General features: G+C 53.6%; 12 protein-coding genes and 1 other RNA gene. 1 reads left to right on the top strand and 12 read right to left on the bottom strand.

Annotated features, from left to right (window positions below):
* Positions 1 to 26 precede the first annotated feature (26 nt).
* From dnaX to rpoE, 10 genes are all read right to left on the bottom strand, one after another.
* A complete protein-coding gene (gene dnaX, locus MHH28_RS23340) occupies positions 27 to 1,793 on the bottom strand; it encodes a DNA polymerase III subunit gamma/tau (RefSeq protein WP_405105985.1) in 1,767 nt (588 codons plus the stop codon).
* Between the two features lie 209 nt (positions 1,794 to 2,002).
* Positions 2,003 to 2,271, bottom strand: an RNA gene (gene ffs / locus MHH28_RS23335) — signal recognition particle sRNA large type.
* 46 nt (positions 2,272 to 2,317) lie between these two features.
* Positions 2,318 to 2,515: a 50S ribosomal protein L31 gene (gene rpmE, locus MHH28_RS23330; protein WP_405105983.1), complete on the bottom strand. Its 198-nt coding sequence runs from the start codon at positions 2,513 to 2,515 to the stop codon at positions 2,318 to 2,320.
* A 123-nt stretch (positions 2,516 to 2,638) separates the two neighbouring features.
* A complete protein-coding gene (locus tag MHH28_RS23325; protein ID WP_405105981.1) occupies positions 2,639 to 3,916 on the bottom strand; it encodes a radical SAM protein in 1,278 nt (425 codons plus the stop codon).
* A gap of 25 nt (positions 3,917 to 3,941) precedes the next feature.
* Complete coding sequence (gene rho, locus MHH28_RS23320) at positions 3,942 to 5,300, bottom strand: transcription termination factor Rho (RefSeq protein WP_405105979.1); 1,359 nt, start codon at positions 5,298 to 5,300, stop codon at positions 3,942 to 3,944.
* A gap of 144 nt (positions 5,301 to 5,444) precedes the next feature.
* On the bottom strand, positions 5,445 to 6,698 hold the full coding sequence (locus MHH28_RS23315) for a UDP-N-acetylglucosamine 1-carboxyvinyltransferase (protein WP_405105977.1): 1,254 nt from the start codon (positions 6,696 to 6,698) through the stop codon (positions 5,445 to 5,447).
* Positions 6,699 to 6,895: 197 nt separating this feature from the next.
* The gene (fba, locus tag MHH28_RS23310; RefSeq protein WP_405105975.1) at positions 6,896 to 7,750 is read right to left on the bottom strand and encodes a class II fructose-1,6-bisphosphate aldolase; all 855 of its coding nucleotides are present in this window, start codon (positions 7,748 to 7,750) and stop codon (positions 6,896 to 6,898) included.
* Positions 7,751 to 7,956: 206 nt separating this feature from the next.
* The gene (locus tag MHH28_RS23305; RefSeq protein WP_036698896.1) at positions 7,957 to 8,343 is read right to left on the bottom strand and encodes a response regulator; all 387 of its coding nucleotides are present in this window, start codon (positions 8,341 to 8,343) and stop codon (positions 7,957 to 7,959) included.
* A gap of 392 nt (positions 8,344 to 8,735) precedes the next feature.
* Positions 8,736 to 10,343, bottom strand: a complete 1,608-nt coding sequence (locus MHH28_RS23300) for a CTP synthase (RefSeq protein ID WP_405105973.1) — start codon at positions 10,341 to 10,343, stop codon at positions 8,736 to 8,738.
* 349 nt (positions 10,344 to 10,692) lie between these two features.
* Entirely contained in the window at positions 10,693 to 11,244 is a 552-nt protein-coding gene (gene rpoE, locus MHH28_RS23295) for a DNA-directed RNA polymerase subunit delta (RefSeq protein WP_405105971.1), read from the bottom strand.
* A 556-nt stretch (positions 11,245 to 11,800) separates the two neighbouring features.
* Between rpoE and MHH28_RS23290 the strand changes: the two genes are divergently transcribed.
* Complete coding sequence (locus tag MHH28_RS23290) at positions 11,801 to 13,048, top strand: S8 family peptidase (RefSeq protein WP_405105969.1); 1,248 nt, start codon at positions 11,801 to 11,803, stop codon at positions 13,046 to 13,048.
* Positions 13,049 to 13,212: 164 nt separating this feature from the next.
* On the opposite strand, the gene argS is transcribed toward MHH28_RS23290, so the two are convergent.
* Together argS and MHH28_RS23280 are read right to left on the bottom strand one after the other, a co-directional pair.
* Positions 13,213 to 14,898 (bottom strand): arginine--tRNA ligase, encoded by a 1,686-nt coding sequence (gene argS, locus MHH28_RS23285; RefSeq protein ID WP_405105967.1) that lies wholly within the window; start codon positions 14,896 to 14,898, stop codon positions 13,213 to 13,215.
* Positions 14,895 to 15,338: a DUF1934 domain-containing protein gene (locus MHH28_RS23280; protein WP_405105965.1), complete on the bottom strand. Its 444-nt coding sequence runs from the start codon at positions 15,336 to 15,338 to the stop codon at positions 14,895 to 14,897. The genes argS and MHH28_RS23280 overlap by 4 nt, the downstream gene beginning before the upstream one ends.
* Positions 15,339 to 15,389 lie beyond the last annotated feature (51 nt).

Here is a 15,389-nt window from a genome sequence, read left to right as displayed (position 1 = left end):
GCATCTTCGCGCTGATAGCTGAATCTTTATTCTTTTATGACAACAAGGTCTTCTCCAAAGAGCTGGATCGCCTCATCAATCCATGGTTCGGACTTGCCTTCGCCGCTCTCGTGCTCATGTTCCAGACGCAGCTCCTCTGTTCCGGCCGAAGCCGCAGATTTCGTCGCTGCTTCATTCCAGTCACGCATCATCATAGTTACCAGCCGATACGGCTTACCCAGCTTGGCATTCATTACGTTCTCAATGACCTGCCGGTTCGCGGGCTTCTCTGTGGTATCCCGGTGAATGGTATTCTTGAAGGCAACCAGCACGGCATCTTCCATCACGGCCACCGGCTCACCATCCACAAACCACGCGTGTACCGTGACTTTCTCTTCCTTCACACCCTGGAGGACAAGACTCCACTGCTTATAGACCGCGCTAAAATCAGGACTGTCCTTACCTGCAATAAACTTATCGAGCTGCGGTGGAAGCTTAGAGGCCGAAGATACGCGCGGAGCACTTGGAGGGGCCTGCCGCTGTGGCGTCTGTTCACGCCCGCCGCCCCCGGCAACACCGCCGGCTTGAATAGCCTGCTCCAGCTTCTTCTCCAGCGCGGCAATCTGCCGTCTGAGCTGATCCAGCTCACCGGACTGTACCTGCGGAGAAGCATTCGCTGCTGCAGGTGCATTCACCGGCGGATCGCCTACAGCCGGAGCAGCAGCGTCATGCGGACCGCTGCACAGCTTCATCAGCGCTACCTCGAAGATAGTCTGCGGATGTGTAGCATACTTCATCTCTCCCAGATAGCGGCTCAGTGTCTCCACAATCAGGAATAACCGGTCGCGGGTAAAGGCTGCTGCCATGTCGCGGAAATCGGCCGGGTTCAGCACGCGGTCCGTTAGCTGATCCGCTCCGGGCACCATCTTGATCATCAGTAAATCACGGAAATAATACAGAAGATTCTCCAGGCATTTATCTGCACTCTTGCCCTCATGCATCATCTGCTCAACAAGCTCCAGCAGTTGCCCCATGTCACTGTCAAGAATGGCGTTCGCCAGACGCGCGAACTGCTCGGAGGGAATTCCCCCGGTCATTCCCAGCACCTGCTGATAGGTCACATTTCCGTCTGTAAAGGATGAGATCTGATCCAGAATGCTAAGCGCATCCCGCATTCCCCCGTCAGACAGGCGGGCAATGTACTGGAGGGCATCATCATCTGCTGTAATACCTTCCTTCCGGCAAATCTCAGTCAGGCGGCCCGTCTGTTCCTCCAGGGAGACCCGGCGGAAGTCAAACCGCTGACAACGCGAGATGATCGTAGCCGGCAGCTTGTGCGGCTCGGTGGTTGCCAGAATAAACATGACATGCTGCGGAGGCTCTTCAAGCGTCTTCAGCAGGGCATTGAATGCCTCTGTTGTCAGCATATGCACTTCATCAATAATATACACTTTACGGCGTACTTCGGTAGGTGCATATTTCACCTTATCCCGCAGATCGCGAATCTCTTCAACGCCCCGGTTGGATGCCGCATCGATCTCCTGGACATCCATGATGTTGCCTGCTGTAATCCGCAGACAGGACGGACACTCATTGCAGGGCTCAGGGCCCGGGCCCCGTTCGCAATTGACTGCTTTGGCCAATACCTTGGCCGCACTCGTCTTACCGGTCCCCCGCGGTCCGCTGAACAGATAGGCATGCGAGACCCGCTGTTCACGGATCGCATTCTGCAGCGTCTGGATAATATGCTGCTGCCCCACCATATCTTGAAACGACTGCGGCCGCCAGGCACGGTACAGCGCGATATGTTCCACTATGCATTACCCTCTCTCAGGCTGCCGCTTTCCGGCATTTGTCGCTAATTTATTATACTATATTCCCAGTCTTTGACCAAGCAGAAGCGGCTTCACCGTCCCTCTAACAGGTCATAGCGGGAAATATGATCTTATGATCTGAAATATCTAAAAAAACAAAAAGCATCTTCGCTTGGTGGCAAAGACGCTATCATCATCCATATTATAAACCGTGCACCTGTTATTGATGGCTGCGATCCAAGCGGTAACCCTACAAAACTGCTCGGGCTAGGCCACCCTCCGGCACAAGAGCAAACTCGCTTATGGCTGCTTCCTTCCGGACCTGACCAGGTTCACAAGCACTCATTGCGGAGGACCCAACCGTCAACACAGCCCATAGGAACCAAGGCCTCACATCGACAGCACCTCTAACAGGAATTCAACCTCGCTACAGCGGATTGCGAGTTACAGGGCACCGCTACCTCCCCGTCTAGCACGGCGAAGATAAGTATAGCTTACGCACAGGCAAAAATCAACTGTACATATCAGATACCGTATTTCTTCTTGAATCTGTCCACACGGCCGCCGGCATCCAGGAACTTCTGCTTACCGGTGAAGAACGGGTGACAGCTGGAGCAAATTTCGACGCGAAGCTCCTGTACGGTCGAGCCTGCTTCAAAAGTGTTGCCGCAAGCGCAGGTTACCTTCGTTACATTGTACTTGGGTTGAATGGCTGTTTGCATATAAATCTCACCTCTCACGCCCTAAGCCTCATGCGGGCCTAGAGTTATATGATTACGCAAGCTACATTCTAGCACGTAAAACCAGAGTTCTGCAATAGGCCAGCCGCTCTTAAAAGCGAGGGCCTACAGCTTCACTCTGCGCTGCTTGGCACGGGCCAGCTCAGCAGGCGGAACATGCGTGAAGGAGCCGATGACAACCTCCGGAAGCTCCTCACGGAAAATCTCAAGCATCGTCTTCATGCCCAGGATCTCGCCCCGGGCCGGAGGAATGAGCTCCAGATAGCTCTCCGGGTCAATATTGAGATTACGCATCTGAATTAGCTTAAGATCTGTACGTCTGACGAACTCCACCATCGCTTCAATCTCTTCCTCACGGTCTGTAACCCCCGGGAAAATCAAATAGTTAATGGAGGTATATACGCCTTGTGAGGCAGCGTACTTCAGCGACTTCTCTACGTTAGCCAGCGTATACCCGCGAGGCTTGTAATAGGCGTTATAATGGTCATCCAGCGCGCTGATGGTGCTAACCCGCATCAAATCAAGACCGGCATCGACAATGCCGCGGATATGATCGCTTAAGCCCGCATTGGTATTGATATTGATATAGCCCATATCGGTAATGGACCGGACTTCACGGATAGATTCAATAATCAGCTTCGCCTGCGTAGAAGGCTCGCCTTCACAGCCCTGTCCGAAGCTGACAATGGATTCCGGCGTCTTCAGGTGCTCCAGCATTACTTGTGAGACCTCATTCGCCGTAGGGCGGAAGTTCATCCGTGTCTGCGGCGATACAAATCCGCTGTCATCCGGCTGTTCAGAGATACAGCCGAAGCAACCGGCGTTACAGGAGTACGAGACCGGAACAGCGCCTTCCCAGCGGCCAAGGAAGGTATTGGACGAGGTCAGGCATTCATATTCCAGCGCGCAGTTGGACAAGTGATTATACAGACGGTTCTCCGGGTACTTGGCAATCAGCTCGCCCACCCCCGTCTTCACATCGTCCCGGTCGCAGTTAAGCGGGTTCCACTGCTCCGGATCATCTGTCAGATCAGCCGCCACATAGAAACCGCCGTCCTTCCATACTACAGCGGAATATCCAAAGAGCGGAAGCTTGTAGGTCTTGTCTGTCTTGACGTAACCGGGAAGGCACAGACGGGTGTACCCCTGCGGCAGCAAGGCTCCGACAGCCTGCGAACCTGCCGGCAGGGGCAGCATCTCACCGGTCTCCGGGTTCATCCCAATCGCCCGCGTGCTCGGAAGCCCGACCAGCGTGGCCCCCTCAGGCAGCGGAACCAGCTCTTCCTCCAGTATCTCAACGATCATATCGCCACTGCGGGCCAGGCCATACAGCTCGGGATGATCATATACGTTTCCTTGTTCGTCGGCATATACCAAATACATGTTATTCTCCTCTTATTATCTATTCTCAGGTTGTCGGCACAGAAGGTGCCTTGGGCCGCGTGGTACGGCGCGCAGACGAGCCGCTGTTCGAGGTGCCGCCTTTGCTGGCTGTACTGCTTGCTGACGAGGAATCTTTGCCCCCGGCAACATCGAAGGAGGCCAGGAACTCGGCATTCGTCTTGCTGTCACGCAGCTTCTTCAGGAACCCTTCTACGAAGTCGTAGGATTCATTCATATTTTTACGGATTGACCAGATGGTATCCAGCTCTTCCTTGCTAAGCAGCACTTCTTCGCGGCGTGTTCCCGAACGGCGGATATCGATCGCCGGGAAGATCCGGCGTTCTGCCAGCTTGCGGTCCAGATGGAGCTCCATATTCCCTGTACCCTTGAATTCCTCATAAATAATATCGTCCATCCGTGACCCGGTATCAATCAAGGCGGTGGCAAGAATAGTTAAACTGCCGCCCTCCTCCACGTTACGTGCAGAACCGAAGAAGCGCTTAGGCCGGTGGAACGCGGCAGGATCGATCCCCCCGCTTAGTGTCCGGCCGGACGGCGGAACTACGAGATTGTAGGCACGGGCCAGACGGGTAATACTGTCCAGCAGAATAACGACATCCTTCTTGTGCTCTACCAGGCGCAGCGCGCGCTGCAGTACAAGCTCTGCCACTTTGATATGATTCTCCGGCAGCTCGTCAAATGTCGAAGCCACTACCTCACCTTTGACCGAACGCTGCATATCTGTTACTTCCTCGGGACGTTCATCGATTAGCAGAACAAATAATGCAATCTCAGGATTATTCGTAGAGATACTGTTGGCAATTTCTTTGAGGAGGAGCGTCTTGCCTGCTTTGGGAGGTGCTACGATCAAACCGCGCTGCCCCAGGCCTACAGGAGCAAGCAAATCCATGATACGGGTGGACAAATGGGTTGGGGATGTTTCAAGCGGCAGCTTATCTTGCGGATAAAGCGGCGTAAGTGCCGGAAAATGTAACCGTTCAGCTGCAGTTGCCGGGTTCTCGCCGTTAACGGCATTGACCTGCAAGAGTCCAAAATAGCGTTCATTCTCTTTGGGTGTCCGGCATTTCCCGGAGACCAGATCACCGCTTCTAAGGTCGAACTTGCGGATCTGCGAAGCTGAGATATAAATATCCTCTGCACTCGGCAAATAGTTAATCGGCCGCAGGAAGCCATAGCCTTCCGGCAGAATCTCAAGCACGCCTTCCATAAACATCAGACCGCTCTGCTCTGCCTGTGCTCTAAGAATAGCGAAGATTAATTCCCGCTTCTTAAGCGTTCCGTAATACGGGATCTGGTATTTCTTAGCCAGCTTATACAGATCGGTAAGCTTCATTTCTTCCAGATCGGAAATTTGAAGATCCATGTGCTATAACCACCTATTCAATTTGTGTATGATGAGTTCTAAACTATGAGTCTATGAAAATGCTTATTAGGATAGGATTACCCGAATTGGAAGGAGATATGCACTTAGCGGCCAATTTCTGCCTTGCCGATCCGGGTATCCTCATTATTCGTTCTCGCGCCAGACATCGGCTCCCAAATTGCGCAGATTGCTTACGAGGTTGTCATAACCACGGTCAATATACTCTACACCTGTTACTTCAGTGATGCCTTCTTCAACCGTAAGACCGGCGATAACCAGCGCTGCACCTGCCCGGAGATCGGCAGCCTTCACCTTGGCGGCATTCAGCGGGCCGCCTTCGATAATTGCGGAACGTCCCTCCACGCGAATCTTGGCGCCCATCCGGACTAATTCAGGAACATGCTTGAAGCGGTTACTGTACACGAAGTCGCTCAGAACGCTGACCCCCTCAGCCTGGGTAAGCATGCTGGTCATGGGAGATTGCAAATCTGTAGCGAAACCCGGGTAGATCAGTGCCTTGACATCCGCGTGCTGATACTTGGCCTTGCCGATCACCCGGATACTCTCATCCAATTCTTCTATGTCCACTCCCATTTCCAGCAGCTTGGCGGTGAGTGCCTCCAGGTGCTTGGGAATCACGTTATCAATCAGCACATTGCCCCGCGTAGCCGCAGCGGCAATCATGTATGTTCCAGCCTGAATACGGTCAGGAATGATCGAATGGCGGCAGCCGTGCATTTCGGTTACGCCTTCAATCCGGATCGTTTCGGTACCGGCGCCCTTAATAACAGCGCCCATGGAGTTGAGCAGGGTAGCAACATCTATAATCTCAGGCTCTTTAGCCGCATTTTCAATAATTGTAGAGCCTTTGGCCCGGGAGGCCGCGAGCATAATGTTAATGGTGGCACCGACGCTGGATACATCCAGGTAGATCTTGGCACCGCGCAGTTCTTTGGCATACAGGTGAATCGAGCCATGGTCATTGGTAACGGTCGCACCAAGCGCTTCAAAGCCTTTGATATGCTGGTCAATCGGGCGGGGCTCAAAATTACAGCCGCCGGGTAATCCAATGGTCGCTTCCTTAAACCGGCCCAGAAGTGCGCCCATCATATAATAAGAAGCCCGGAGTTTCTTCACCGGTCCGTTAGGCATAGGAATGGATACGATACGGGAGGGATCAATTCTCATTTGGCTGCCTGTCCACGACACGCTCGCGCCAAGCTCCTCCAGAATTTCAGAATAAACGGCCACATCACTAAGCGCAGGCAAATTATCCAGTACAACTTCAGACTCCGCCAAAATTGCCGCAGGAATTAGCGCAATAGCGCTATTCTTAGCTCCGCTGATGGTTACAACGCCCTCTAGCGGACGTCCGCCGCCAATCATTAATTTTTCCATAAATTTATCTGGTTCCCCCTACGTGTATTGCAGCTTGTTGTGGCAATACCAGTTGTGGCTTAAGGTGACATAAGGACTGCTTGTGATTGGTGATTAGAAGAAGAAACGGCTGCGCCGTCCTTACCCGAAGGACGGCACCCGTTTCTGAGGAAAACGAAATAGCTTGTGCGGAAAAACGTTATGCGGCAGGGTAATAATTAGGCTTTGTTGCTGGAGCCGAATTCGCGGATTTTGCCGATAACAGTCTGTTTGATGGCTTCGCGGCCCGGTGCGATGAATGTACGCGGGTCATAAGCATCCGGTTTGGCAGCAAGAACTTCGCGGACAACCTTAGCGAACGCGATCTGGTTCTCAGTGTTAACGTTGATCTTGGAAGTACCCAGGGAGATGGATTTCTGAATGTCATGTACCGGAATACCAGTGCCGCCGTGAAGTACAAGCGGAAGGTTAACGGCGTCACGGATTTCTTCCATTTCCTTGAATCCAAGGTTTGGTTCGCCCAGGTAAGGACCGTGTACGGAACCCAGTGCAGGAGCCAGGGTGTCGATGCCTGTTTCTTTGACGATGCGTACGCACTCGTTCAGGTCAGCGTATTGGATGCCGCCGATAACGTCATCTTCCTGTCCGCCTACAGTACCAACTTCTGCTTCTACAGATACACCTTTGGCGTGAGCATAGTCAACGACTTTTTTAGTCATTTCAATGTTCTCGTCGATCGGGTGGTGGGAGCCGTCGATCATAACGGAAGTGAATCCGGCATCGATTGCTTCTTTACATTTGTCAAAGCTGGAACCATGGTCCAGGTGGATGGCTACAGGAACGGTGATTTTCATGTCATGAATAAGACCTTCAACCATCTTAACTACAGTGTAGAAGCCGCCCATGTGACGAGCTGCGCCTTCGGATACGCCCAGGATTACCGGTGACTTCTCTTCTTCTGCTGCACCGAGAATCGCTTGCGTCCACTCCAGGTTATTGATGTTGAACTGGCCAACTGCATATTTTCCTTCAAGTGCTTTGGTCAACATGTCTGTCATAGATACTAATGGCATGGTTTCAATCCTCCTAAAATATTGGGTTGCTTATATAAGCCGACATCACATACAGGCCTATTATAGCACATCCTGTGTTAAATACTAAATAGGATACACAAAAAAATGTCCCGGTGGGACGATATTCAGCCAACCCTTTGCCGGCGGATCATTTCCTCATTTTAGCCTATCCATAACAGGATGTCCCCAAACTATAATTGTCTAAACTAGCTGCACTGGTCTACTGATTTGTTGTGCAGGTGCATATTGACGGCAACACGCATCTCATCGATATCGAACGGCTTGGTAAAATGCATCAGCGCTCCCAGCTTGGTTGCTTCCTTAATCATGTCGAGCTCTCCGTAGGCGGTCATCATAATGACCTTGATTGCCGGATTAAGCTCCTTCAGGTGCTTGAGAATCTCGAGTCCGTCCATCCCCGGAATTTTCATATCCAGCAGAACCATATCCGGTGATTCGTTCCTTACAATGTCCAGCGCCAATTTCCCGTTAGCTGCCTGAAAGGTGGCATAACCTTCACTATTGAATACTTCCATGAGAAGAATCCGGATTCCATTCTGATCGTCGACGATTAACACTTTCTTCTTTTCCATACGATACCCTCCCAGAGTTTAAGGCAGATTGTCCATACCGCGCCCTCTCAACAGCTAACGGCCCCGCTTCAACTTAGTCTATACGAAACCTATTATTCGTGCTTTGCAGCCAAAATCCTGCTAATTGGCTAAAATGCGTAAATCTATGCCATATAAAGGGGGGTTTCCAGTTCAAAAGCGGGAGTACATTCCCCTTGCAATCCGGGAGTTATTGTGCAAAGCTTCTCATCTTCAAGTGGAAACGGCTTCGCCGTCCTTTTAAGGACGGTAGCGTTTCAGCGAGAAATAGAAGGATAATTTATCGTGTGCAACATATAAATTCTTATATTTTCAAAAAAGAAGCCCCCGTAACGGGAGCTCCCACAGGCCTGTCTGGCCTAGTCATTCTATGGTTACATTTGCTCGGAATGTGTAAGCGAGGCTTTGACAAATTCACGGAACAGCGGCTGCGGACGGTTCGGACGGGAGGTGAATTCCGGATGGAATTGCACGGACAGGAACCATGGGTGACCCGGCAGTTCGACAATCTCCACCAGACGTCCGTCAGGGGAGGTTCCGGAAATGACCAGACCTGCCTTCTCCATCTCATCACGGTAAGCATTGTTGAACTCATACCGGTGACGGTGGCGCTCATAGACCAGCTCATCATCGTAACAGGACATGGCCAGTGAATCCGGCAAAAGCTTGCAAGGATACAGTCCGAGGCGCATTGTGCCGCCCATATCTTCGATATCCTTCTGCTCTGGCAGAAGGTCAATCAGCGGGTGCGGGGTCGCAGGATCGATCTCGGAGCTGTTCGCTCCTGCCAGTCCCAGCATGGAACGGCCGTACTCGATGACGGACACCTGCATCCCCAGGCAAATGCCGAAGAACGGAATGGACTGCTCGCGCGCATAGCGGATGGCCGAGATCTTGCCTTCGATTCCCCGGTCGCCGAAGCCGCCCGGAACAAGAATACCGCCGATGCCGCCCAGCAGCTCATCCACGTTCTCATCCGTCACCAGCTCTGCATCCACCCACCGTAGCTTCACTTCGGCATTGGAGGCAAATCCGGCATGGGACAGGGATTCCACCACACTCAGGTAAGCATCGTGAAGCGCCACATACTTGCCGACGATGGCAATCTCAACGGTACGCTCCAGCTGCTGAATCCGCTCCAGCATGCTCTCCCATTCCCGCATATCCGGTGCAGGCGTAGTCAGCTTCAAGTGGTTGACTACAATCTCATCCAGTCCTTCGTCGCGCAGGTTCAGCGGCACCTCATACAGCGTCGAGGCATCGCGGCATTCCACAACGGCGTTCGCATCGATGTCACAGAATAAAGCCAGCTTGGCCTTCATATCGTCGGTGAGCGGGTATTCCGTACGGCATACGATCACATTAGGCTGAATCCCAATGCTCCGCAGCTCCTTGACACTGTGCTGGGTCGGCTTTGTTTTGACTTCCCCGGCTGCTTTGATATAAGGAATCAGGGTTACGTGAATGTACATGACATTCTCCCGGCCGATATCGCTCTTGATCTGACGGATGGCTTCCATGAACGGCAGGCTCTCGATGTCGCCCACGGTGCCGCCGATTTCGGTAATAACTACGTCGGAGCCCGTCTCACGGCCCGCACGGAAGACGCGTTCCTTGATTTCGTTCGTAATATGCGGGATAACCTGCACGGTTCCCCCTAAGTATTCCCCGCGGCGTTCTTTGCTGATGACCGAGGAATAGATTTTGCCTGTGGTTACGTTGCTGTTCTTCGACAGGTTAATGTCAATGAACCGCTCGTAATGCCCAAGATCGAGGTCGGTCTCCGCGCCGTCATCGGTTACGAATACCTCTCCGTGCTGATAAGGACTCATTGTTCCCGGGTCCACGTTAATGTAAGGATCGAATTTCTGGATCGTTACCTTGAGACCTCTGTTCTTGAGCAGTCTGCCCAGCGAAGCAGCGGTAATGCCTTTGCCAAGGGAAGACACAACGCCACCCGTTACGAAAATATACTTTGTCACTGTAAAACCCTCCTAAATAAAGTCCAGAAATTCAGGGGACGCTTGTAGCTTATCGTATCCCTTTTTTCCATCATCCAACCGGGGAACCCTAAAGTTGCCTCCACCCGCCAAAATTCCAGGCCAACGGCCTGAAAATCGCGGAAAACCGCAGCTTCTTGGCATACAAATGAAGCGAAGCCTATTCCTTCTTATCTTGTAAAAAAACAAAAAAGTGACACCCGTAGACCCGGGGCACTTTTTATTTGAGAAAACAATATTAACTTTCATTATAAGCCCATGCAATAGTTTACTCTGAGCGTCCTGCCCCTGTCAAGGGACGAATTATCCCGCAGGATGGACTGTTCTAAAATTAATCTTCCTCTTCCTCATCGGCGTCGTCTTCGCCGTCTTCGGAATCTTCATCATCCGATTCGTCTTCGTCAATGTCGTCTTCATCAATGACCACATCTTCGTCAACTTCCTCTTCGCTGTCGTCGTCGGAATAGAGGTCGTCGCGATCTTCGTCAATCGCATCGAAATCCTCTTCTTCGGCAGCATAATTCTCTTCTTCATCAGTAAAGTCGTCATCTTCCAGATCGTCGTCTTCATCGTTGATAATCCGCACGCGCTTGGTGTTGCCGACAGGGTCATCGGAGCGTTCCAGCGGATACCAGCGCTTCAGGCCCCACAGGTTAGTGCCGACACAGGCAAAACGGCCGTCAATATTAATCTCGGTATATAACTGGGCGATCGTGTCTTGGCTCTCTTGATCGGTCAACCCGCGCAGCTTGGCAACCTCAACCATCAGATCACGGTAGTAGTACGGTGTATTGGCTGCCTTAAGCACCAGGAAGGCCAAGTCTACCATCGGCATTTCTTTTACTTTCTCAGGGTCCAGCTTTAAATTGAGTGGCGTACTCACTAAAGGACACTTCCTCTCACGCATTGTTCACATTAAATCATGCTTCGTTCATCATATCCATTAACAAACCTAAGTAAAACCTATTTGCGGGTAAATTGCAAGTCTATTGCAGCAAGATCCGGGAAACCGAATCTGCGCCCCTTCTGCTGGAAGAAGGCTTGTCCGCCTGGGCAGGGCGATCTATGTAAAGCGCATGGGGGGTAGAATGTGATACCTCTGCCTGCAAGTGGAAACGGCTGTGCCGTCCTTTGTAAGGACGGTACCGTTTCAGCGAGAAATCGAAGGATCATTTATCATGTGAAGCATATAAATTCTTATTTTTCCAAAAAGGCGGAGGGGGAAATCCCTCCGCGCATGACTGTATCCACGCCAAGGATCGGCTCCTTACGGGATGTTGCAGGGAGCCTTGCGGTTCCCTCTGTTTATTTTATGTAAACTCTTGGCTTTTGACACGATGGGCAGCCTATTTCGTTAAAAAAGGGCAAGTTCCCATTCGGACGCCTCCCCCCTTTCATACAATATGGCAGCACGGCACCGAGGAGGGACGGCGTAACTTATGGATTATTACGGATTTTGGCAGATGCTGCTTGAAGAAATGAAGGCTGCCTCCAAAAGTGCACCACGGCACATTGTGACCTTCAACGATCCCCGCATGTATGCCGGCGCATTGTCGCAGTGGAAATCTCTGAAGAGTAAAAAGCCTGGCCTGCGGCAGGTTCAGGTCTCGACGCTTATCCGGGCTTTCTTCGTGCCCGCTGCAGGAGCAGAGCGGCTGATGGACCGTTACGCGGATTCCCTAAGAATAGAAGAAGACCACCGGATCCAGGTTCACTCGGCCTTGGCGGACCAAAGCGGTTCCGCCCTGATGCCCTGGGGGATCAAGGCCATCCGCGCTCCGCAGGCCTGGTCCAGATCGACCGGCGTTCATGTGAAGATCGGCGTCATTGATACGGGCGTCGATTTCCGCCATCCCGATCTCAGGCATTCCCTGGCTTCCGGGGTTAACCTGCTGAACCGCGGCATGATGCCGCTGGATGACAACGGCCACGGCACGCATATTTCCGGCACCCTGGCGGCAGCCGGAGGGGCGCGCAACATGATGGGCGTAGCCCCCCGGGCGCTGCTCTATCCGGTCAAGGCCTTCGACCATAACGGCTCCGCCTATGTGTCGGATATTGTCCTTGGCATCGATTGGTGCGTGCAGAACAAAATCGATATCATTAATATGAGCTTCGGGATGAGAAACCGGAGCAAGGCTCTGCATGATGTAGTGATCAAGGCCTACCGGGCCGGGATCGCCATCATCGCTTCCTCCGGCAACGACGGCAAGCGCGGCGGGGATTACCCCGCGCGCTATCCGGAGACGATTGCCGTAGGCGCCCTTGACAGAAGACAGCGCATCGCAGTCTTCAGCAACCGCGGACCGTACATTGATGTGTACGGTCCGGGCGAGAGCATCCCCTCCTGCTGGCTGCGGGAGGGGTACAAGGAAATGAGCGGCACCTCCATGGCGACCTCGCATGTCACCGGTGCCGCGGCCCTGCTGCTCGCGCTGCGGCCGGGGCTGTCGCCCCGCGAGCTGAAGCTGCTCTTGCGCCGCACCTCTTCGCCGGTGCGGCTGCGCAAGGGCCAGCGCCGCGCCTCCCTGGGCGGCGGCGCGGCTGATGCGGTGCGCCTGCTGCGCGCAGGCATCCGGGTCCGGCGCGCCAGCGGCAGCGCGGGCAGTGCCAGCGGCGGCGGCGCGGGCGGCAAGACAGGCAGCAGCAGCGGCGCGGGCAAGGCCGCTGCTGCGGCGAAGGCATAAGGAGCGGCGGTCGTATATCGAATGGCGGCGTCCGTTACCGGCTCCTTCACCACAAATGGAATAATGTATCTTAGGACGGCAAGGCCCGCTCCCCTGCCGTTCCAAGCGAGAAATTGCCAAAAACGCCGCCCCCATATAACAGGGGCGGCGTTTTGCCAATAGAGTTACATCCGGTCCGGTGCGGTAACACCGACCAGCCGCAGGACGTTGGCAATCGTTGTCCGTGCAGCGCCCAGCAGGGCCAGGCGGGCTACCGTCTGAGCGGAGTCCTCAGTGATTACGCGCTCTGCCTTGTAGTAGCTGTGGAACAGCGAAGCCAGGTCGTATACATAGCGAACCAGGCGGTGCGGCGCATAGCCCTCGGCGGCAATGGTGATCTCCGCAGGCAGCTCACCGATTTTGCGGAGCAGATCATATTCATGTGCGGCAGTCAGCTTGCTGTAATCAATCTGGTCCGCGTCCGGCAGCACAATCCCCTGCTCCTCCGCTTGGCGGAATATGCTGCAAATCCGCGCATGCGCGTATTGTACATAGAACACAGGGTTCTCATTGGATGTCGAAATCGCCAGATCCATGTCAAAGTCCAGATGCGAATCCATGCTGCGCATCGTGAAGAAGTAACGGATCGCGTCGACCCCGACCTCCTCCATCAGGTCTTCCATCGTCACGGCTTTGCCGGTACGCTTGGACATCTTGACCTTCTCGCCGTCCTGGAACAGGCTGACCATCTGGGCGATCAGTACTACCAGCTTCTCGGGGTCATTGCCGAGCGCAGCCATGGCCGCCTTCATCCGTGGAATGTAGCCGTGGTGGTCGGCTCCCCAGATGTTGATCATCGTGTCGTAGCCGCGTCCGTATTTGTCGCTGTGATAGGCGATGTCAGGCGTGAGGTACGTGTACGTGCCGTCATTCTTAATCAGCACGCGGTCTTTATCATCCCCGTATTTGGTGGTCGCAAGCCAGGTGGCGCCTTCCTTCTCATAGACTTCGCCGCGCTCGCGGAGCTCATCCAGCGAACGCAGCACTTCCCCGTTCTCGTAGAGGGAGGTTTCGCTGAACCAGATATCGAAGTTCACCCGGAACCGGCTGAGATCGCGTTTGATTTTGTCGAGTTCCTTGGCAAGCCCGTAGGTACGGAAGAATGCTGCCCGGTCCCCCGGTGTCATGGCGAGCAGGGAATCGCCCTTCTCCGCTACCAGCTCCTTGGCGAAGCCTTTGATATCCTCTCCATGATAACCGTCCTCCGGCATCTCAGCCGGTTGGCCCAGCTCCTGCAGGTAACGGGTCTCGATGGATTGGCACAGATTGGCGACCTGGTTCCCGGCATCGTTAATGTAGTACTCCCGGGTCACCTTGTACCCGGCATAATCCAGCACGTTGCATAGTGCATCACCGACGGCAGCTCCGCGGGCATGTCCCAGATGAAGGCTGCCGGTAGGATTCGCACTGACAAATTCCATCTCTACATGCTTGCCCTGGCCTATATCCACACGGCCATAATCGTCACCCTGTTCCGCCACAAGTGCAATAACGGGATAGAGATAGCTTTTGGACAAAGTGAAGTTGATGAAGCCCGGTCCGGCAATCTCCGCCTTCTCAATAGAAGCGCGGCCGGTATCCAGGTGCTCGATAATGGCCTCGGCGATCTGCCGGGGGTTACGCTTAGCGATCTTGGTCAGCTGCATCGCAGCATTCGTAGCCATATCTCCATGGACCTTGTCCTTCGGCACTTCCAGCACAATGGCCGGCAGCTCTTCGCGGGACACCAGACCGGCGGCTACAACCGCATCGGCAACGGCCTCCTTCACCCGTTCATGGGCAAGCTGGAGCGGATTTAAAGATTGAGTCATGATTGTGGTTCCTCCTGTATATTCAAACTTATAGCGAACTGTCCTGATATTTCCCCGTATACGTAGAGATCATATTCCCATGAAACGGCAAGCGATCTTCCTTCGCGCTTGATGTCCAGCTTCTTCGTGTCTGTGGTGAGATTGAACTGTGTATAAGGCGAGCGATAGAATCCAGGCAGCGGCTGTCCCGGCTCAAAAGACTGCTCCGACTGGACGGCGCCATGGCGGATCAGCTTGATTCTGCCCTCTGAAATCTTCAGCGTGTTGCGTACCACGGCGGCTGTGCCTTCGGGTCCGGTCTGCTGCTCTTCATACATGATGTACAGCGACTGCCCCTTGGCAATAGCCTCTCCTGCAGCCTGCACCACACTGCGCTCTGTACCCTGTACACTCTCCAGCGTTACGCAAACGCCGTATTTGCCTTGCGGTCCTTCAGTCATCACACGTTCCCCGCTTATTCGTACTTGTAATCATAGAGGTCATATTCGCTT

Source organism: Paenibacillus sp. FSL K6-1217 (genome assembly GCF_045040735.1).
Classification (GTDB): domain Bacteria; phylum Bacillota; class Bacilli; order Paenibacillales; family Paenibacillaceae; genus Paenibacillus_AQ.
This window is presented reverse-complemented; position numbering and strand designations above follow the sequence as displayed.

What these genes read in the sequence shown, in the direction of transcription:
- MHH28_RS23315 (WP_405105977.1), bottom strand. Translation starts at nt 6,698, where the DNA reads ATGGAAAAATTAATGATTGGCGGCGGACGTCCGCTAGAGGGCGTTGTA.
- rpmE (WP_405105983.1), bottom strand. Translation starts at nt 2,515, where the DNA reads ATGCAAACAGCCATTCAACCCAAGTACAATGTAACGAAGGTAACCTGC.
- MHH28_RS23290 (WP_405105969.1), top strand. Translation starts at nt 11,801, where the DNA reads ATGGATTATTACGGATTTTGGCAGATGCTGCTTGAAGAAATGAAGGCT.
- MHH28_RS23280 (WP_405105965.1), bottom strand. Translation starts at nt 15,338, where the DNA reads ATGACTGAAGGACCGCAAGGCAAATACGGCGTTTGCGTAACGCTGGAG.
- fba (WP_405105975.1), bottom strand. Translation starts at nt 7,750, where the DNA reads ATGCCATTAGTATCTATGACAGACATGTTGACCAAAGCACTTGAAGGA.
- MHH28_RS23325 (WP_405105981.1), bottom strand. Translation starts at nt 3,916, where the DNA reads ATGTATTTGGTATATGCCGACGAACAAGGAAACGTATATGATCATCCC.
- argS (WP_405105967.1), bottom strand. Translation starts at nt 14,898, where the DNA reads ATGACTCAATCTTTAAATCCGCTCCAGCTTGCCCATGAACGGGTGAAG.
- rho (WP_405105979.1), bottom strand. Translation starts at nt 5,300, where the DNA reads ATGGATCTTCAAATTTCCGATCTGGAAGAAATGAAGCTTACCGATCTG.
- MHH28_RS23305 (WP_036698896.1), bottom strand. Translation starts at nt 8,343, where the DNA reads ATGGAAAAGAAGAAAGTGTTAATCGTCGACGATCAGAATGGAATCCGG.